The 5,198-nt window shown below is 35.2% G+C and carries 5 protein-coding genes; 3 read left to right on the top strand and 2 right to left on the bottom strand.

Translation table 11 applies throughout. The features are described from left to right. The first annotated feature begins 240 nt into the window (after positions 1 to 240). Both CD122_RS10545 and CD122_RS10540 read left to right on the top strand, forming a co-directional pair. Positions 241 to 750: a PqqD family protein gene (locus tag CD122_RS10545; protein WP_103358929.1), complete on the top strand. Its 510-nt coding sequence runs from the start codon at positions 241 to 243 to the stop codon at positions 748 to 750. Further along, positions 743 to 1,915: an MFS transporter gene (locus CD122_RS10540; protein WP_103358928.1), complete on the top strand. Its 1,173-nt coding sequence runs from the start codon at positions 743 to 745 to the stop codon at positions 1,913 to 1,915. Before CD122_RS10545 ends, CD122_RS10540 begins: the two co-directional genes overlap by 8 nt. A 574-nt stretch (positions 1,916 to 2,489) precedes the next feature. Here the strand turns inward: CD122_RS10540 and CD122_RS10535 are convergent. Both CD122_RS10535 and pta read right to left on the bottom strand, forming a co-directional pair. Beyond that, positions 2,490 to 3,329: a lipoate--protein ligase family protein gene (locus CD122_RS10535; RefSeq protein ID WP_103358927.1), complete on the bottom strand. Its 840-nt coding sequence runs from the start codon at positions 3,327 to 3,329 to the stop codon at positions 2,490 to 2,492. Further along, positions 3,329 to 4,318, bottom strand: coding sequence for a phosphate acetyltransferase (pta, locus tag CD122_RS10530; RefSeq protein ID WP_103358926.1), 990 nt, complete (start codon positions 4,316 to 4,318; stop codon positions 3,329 to 3,331). Before pta ends, CD122_RS10535 begins: the two co-directional genes overlap by 1 nt. Before the next feature lie 163 nt (positions 4,319 to 4,481). Here pta and hemQ point away from each other — a divergent pair. Further along, on the top strand, positions 4,482 to 5,198 hold a 717-nt coding region (gene hemQ, locus CD122_RS10525; RefSeq protein WP_103358925.1), incomplete at its 3' end, for a hydrogen peroxide-dependent heme synthase.

Below are 5,198 nucleotides of genomic sequence, written 5' to 3'. Positions count from 1 at the left end.
ACTTTAACTCTCTGTATGATAGTGTTTTAATTAAAAAAATAAAAAAACAGAAAATTTTTGATTTTCTAACTATTTAGTATTATAGTAAAAATAAGAAGAGGTTATTATGACTAATAAAGTGCAAAAGGAATACAAAAAGCCTGAAGTAAAGTCTGGTAAAGCATTAGGTCATCAATGTAATTAATTTTTTAGGCTATAGTCACTTTAGACTATAGCCTAAAATTAAATAGGGGGGATTATATGTTAAACGAATTTAAGCTTAGAGAAGATTTAAAGATATTATTTAATCCTAAAACAAGTCAAATGCATAGACTTGATGATATGGGGGTTTTATTTGTTAAAGAGTTAAAGAAAAATGGCTCTGTAAAAGCGATTGAAAATTTAGCACATCAGTTCGATATTGATAAAAAAATAATCAAACATGATATAGATGATTTTTTAAATAATATATTAAAAGAAAATTATGAAATTGATTTTGATATAGAAAAAAGACATGAAGAAAAATTAAAGTTTTCTTTGAGATTAGAAATTGAAGTGACTTCTTTATGTAATTGGAATTGTGGCTTTTGTTACAATGTTTGGAAAATTGATCCTAATTTAGATGATAAAGAAGTGAAAAAGCAAATTAAGATGTTGCCTCAAAAGCATTTGCCTAAAGAAGTTATATTTAAAGTTTTAAAAGATGTTGAAGCGTTTTTTGAAGTCATTCACCCGAAAAAAATGTATTCAGGACAGTTGAAAAATGCATAATAATTTTATTACGACTGAATTCAATCGACTACTTATCAATGATATATTAATCTATTTGATACCATTAGTAGGTGTGATAGTTTGGGATTTTAGTGATTCTAAAATTGTATTTCTAACGTCTACATATTCAATAGGTTTTATCTTATTCAGTAAGTTATCAGGTACTTTGATTGATAGGTACAATAGTCGCATCGTACCGATATATACATATTTTTGTTATATCGGCATGATTTTGTTATTTGCTTGGATGATACATCAAAATGTACAAAATGAGCTGTTCATATTTGTTATGATTTGTTTATTGAGTTTTGTGTCATGTGTATTGGAAATTAATACGAGTGTTTATATTCCAGACCATTTTTTAAATCAATTAACAATGATTAACAGTCATGTACAATTGATGCGGTCATTGGTTAATTTCTTTTCGCCAATCATTGCATTTACATTGTCAAATAATATCATGATTACGTTTATTGTTATTTTGATACTACAATTCGTTAATCTATGTATGTATATAAAGTCACTTAATAGGAACCACAGCGATAACATATCTCAAGATTTTAATACAGATAAAGTGCGTGTGCATGCATTGAAGTACATTTTTAGTAATCGCAAGCTAGTGTTTGTTGTATTGGTGACAATGGGTATCAATTTTTCGCTTACAATATTAACGAATACACTCGTTATTTACTTAGTTAGATATTTAAAAGTGGAACATACGCTTGCCGGTGTTTTGATTGGCTTATTGTCATTTGGCGCAATTATTGGTGCGCTTTTACCGAAGTACTTAATTAAAAAATATTCATTTGAAAAGTCGATTGGCATAGTAAATTTTGTCTTAAGTATGCCATTTATATTATTAATCAGTCATAGCTATTTATTTTTTATTGGTGTATTTGCAGGTTATTTATGTAGAAGTTTTGGAAGTGTATTAAGAACAACGGTGCAACATCAAGTTATTCCTGAAAAGATAAGAGGAAAAGTGAATTCAACGATTTATCTCTTTACGTGGGGAACAATACCTGTAGCAGGATATGTAGCTTCTATCTTATTAAACTACATATCATTAAATACGTTATATATTATCGTTGTGATTATTTTTATTGTATCCAATGCATTATTTATGATTGGTGTCAAAGATGATAAAGATTTATTAGAAACATGAATAGGTCATCAAGGTGGTTATTGCTGCCATGATGACCTATTTTAATCTGTTCTATTGCTTATCTTTCACAAATGATTTTGACAGTAGCTGACTAAAGTATGCATGTGCTTAAATAAGCTTTCCACCCAACTAGTCAGCCTTGCCGGGGTACTACAACGAAATCTTTGCTGACGCATGAGATTTCTGCTCTTTAATAGGGATTCCCTTTATACTTTGCCTATTGCATTTACTGGTTCAATTATATTTAGTGGCAGTAGCTGACTGATGTCTGACTACGCTTTTAGCTTGTCACCCAACTAGTGAGCCTTGCCGGGGCACTACAACGAAATCTTTGCTGACGCATGAGATTTCTGCTCTTTAATAGGGAATAGCTTTATATTTTGCCTTTTGCATTTACTGGTTCAATTATATTTAGTGGCAGTAGCTGACTGATGTCTGACTACGCTTTTAGCTTGTCACCCAACTAGTGAGCCTTGCCGGGGCACTACAACGAAATCTTTGCTGACGCATTAGATTTCTGTAGTGCTCCCAAAAAATTCCCCAATCGATAGTCATCGATTGGGGAAGGTCTCTATTAGTTTTCAATTTGGTGATTAATCTTTGCGTTGCGTGCAAGCATACGGTCGTAGTAATACTCGTATCGTGTCCATTCTTCAGGTGTGATGGGATCTGTATTAAGTGTCCCACCTAAGTCCTTAATGGCGTAGAGTAGTTTGAACATCGCATCTTGTACTGTAATGTCGCGATTGAGCAACGTTGCTAATGATGCCATACACGTTGGATCAATATCCGGGTAGCGAAACTTTGTGATTTCGCCTTTGAGTGCACGTTCATAAAAGTCATGCATAAGTTGCGCGCGTTCAGCACCAGAACCTTCAACGCACAAGTAGATTTGAACGGCAACGCCACCACGGACACGACGTTGTGAAATACCTGCAAACTTTTTGCCGTCGATACTGAGGTCAAACTTACCTGGGCAATAAGAATGTTCAATTTCATACGTGTCGATATCTACATTGTCATCCTCAAACATTTTGCAAATGAGAAGATACATGACAGAGAACGCTTCATCAATTGTGATTTCGGTTTTGCCTTTGAAAATCAGCGAGATGTTGAGTACACCCTGATCAAGGACAACACCTAAACCACCTGAATTGCGGACAATCGCATTGTATCCTTGTTCATCTGTTAAGTATGAGATACCGTCTCGCAAATAAGGCAGTCGTGCATCATGAATACCTAGGATGACAACGTGTTGATGAATCCATGTTCTGACAACATTCGGTGATAAGTCATTGCCGACACTTTCGGAAAACGTATCGTCAAAAGCAAAGGATTGCATGGGTTCAAGACCCGTTGTATGGTCAATGTAACGCCATACAACACCATTGAAATATTTCGAAGCGAGATCCATTATTGTAATGATTGTGCTGCTGTGATGATAGATAAGTTATAAACGTCTTCTGAAGAGCAGCCACGTGATAAGTCGTTAACTGGTGAGTTAAGACCTTGTAATACTGGACCTACTGCATCAAAACCACCTAAACGTTGTGCAATTTTGTAACCAATGTTACCAGCTTCTAAGCTTGGGAAGATGAATACATTTGCATCACCTTGGATTTTGGCACCAGGTGCTTTTTTCTTCGCAACTTCTGGAACGATTGCTGCGTCGAATTGGAATTCACCGTCTACTACAACGTCTGTTAAGTTTTCGCTGTCGATTTTTTCTTGAGCAAGTTCTACAGCTTGAACAACTTTTTCAGTGTCGTCTGATTTTGCTGAACCTTTTGTTGAGAAGCTTAACATCGCAACTTTTGGTTCCATACCGAAGCTTTGTGCTGTTTTCGCACTTTCGATTGCGATTTCAGCTAAGTCTGATGCAGCAAGTTCTGGGTTGATTGCACAGTCACCGAATAAATATTGTTTGTCTTCTTTGATCATGAAGAACACACCTGATGTTCTTGATACACCTGGTTTCGTTTTGATAATTTGTAATGCTGGACGTACAGTGTCTGCTGTTGAGTGTGCAGCACCACTTACAAGACCGTCTGCTTTGCCTGCGTAAACAAGCATTGTACCGAAGTAGTTTACATTGTTAAGTAATTCTTGTGCTTGTTCTTCAGTCGCTTTACCTTTACGGCGTTCTACAAATTTTTCTACTAGTTCTGCTTTAAGGTCACTTGTATCAGGTTGAATAACTTCAATACCTTCAATATTTAAGCCTTCTTCTTCAGCTAATTTTTTAATGTTGTCTTGGTTACCTAAAACAACTGGTGCAACGTAATCTGATGCTTGTAATTCTACTGCAGCTGATAATACACGTACGTCTTCACCCTCTGGAAGTACGATGCGTACATTTTTACCTGATAACTTGTCTTTTAATACATTTAATAAGCTAGACATAAAAAGTCCTCCTTTTGCATTCTCATATCAATATTTTCCGTTTTCAATTATACGCTATTTGTAATGAGATTTCCAAGGGGTGACTTTGATAGCGTTTCTTTCGTTTTTAATAGGAGATTGTGATAATATTTACATGTAAATCAATAGTTAAGGAGTGTTCTGAATGAGTCATGCAGCAGAAACTTTAGATGGATGGTATAGTTTGCATTTGTTTTATGCGGTTGATTGGGCATCATGGCGTTTAGTACCAGAAGCAGAGCGTACACAAATGCTTGATGAATTTGAAGGGTTATTAGCAGAGTTGAAAGGGGTAAAAGATGCTGGCAAAGGCGATCATGTGGCATATAACGTTGCAGGTCAAAAAGCGGACATCTTATTATGGTTCTTACGCCCTGAGATGAAAGAATTAACAGCAATTGAAACAGCAATCAATAAATTACCAATTGCAGATCACTTTATTCCAACATATTCATATGTATCGGTTGTAGAGTTAAGTAACTATCTAGCGGGTCAATCAGATGAAGATCCATATGAAAACCCACATGTACGTGCGCGCTTATATCCGCAATTACCTGAAACAGACTATATTTGTTTCTACCCAATGAACAAGCGTCGTAATGAAACGTACAACTGGTATATGTTATCAATGGAAGAACGTAAAAAATTAATGTATGACCACGGTATGATTGGTCGTAAATATGCCGGTAAGATTAAACAATTTATTACAGGTTCTGTTGGTTTTGATGATTTTGAGTGGGGTGTGACACTGTTCTCAGATGACGTACTTCAGTTCAAAAAAATCGTTTATGAAATGCGTTTTGATGAAACAACAGCACGCTACGGCGAGTTTGGTAGCTTCTTTATCGGTAACAAATTAGAC

The sequence above is a fragment of the Staphylococcus rostri genome (genome assembly GCF_002902145.1).
GTDB classification, from domain to species: domain Bacteria; phylum Bacillota; class Bacilli; order Staphylococcales; family Staphylococcaceae; genus Staphylococcus; species Staphylococcus rostri.
Note: the sequence above shows the minus strand (reverse complement) of the source record. Positions and strands in the feature narration are given on the sequence as shown.

Coding starts and splice junctions, on each gene's coding strand:
- CD122_RS10545 (WP_103358929.1), top strand. CDS start 241: ATGTTAAACGAATTTAAGCTTAGAGAAGATTTAAAGATATTATTTAAT.
- CD122_RS10540 (WP_103358928.1), top strand. CDS start 743: ATGCATAATAATTTTATTACGACTGAATTCAATCGACTACTTATCAAT.
- CD122_RS10535 (WP_103358927.1), bottom strand. CDS start 3,329: ATGGATCTCGCTTCGAAATATTTCAATGGTGTTGTATGGCGTTACATT.
- pta (WP_103358926.1), bottom strand. CDS start 4,318: ATGTCTAGCTTATTAAATGTATTAAAAGACAAGTTATCAGGTAAAAAT.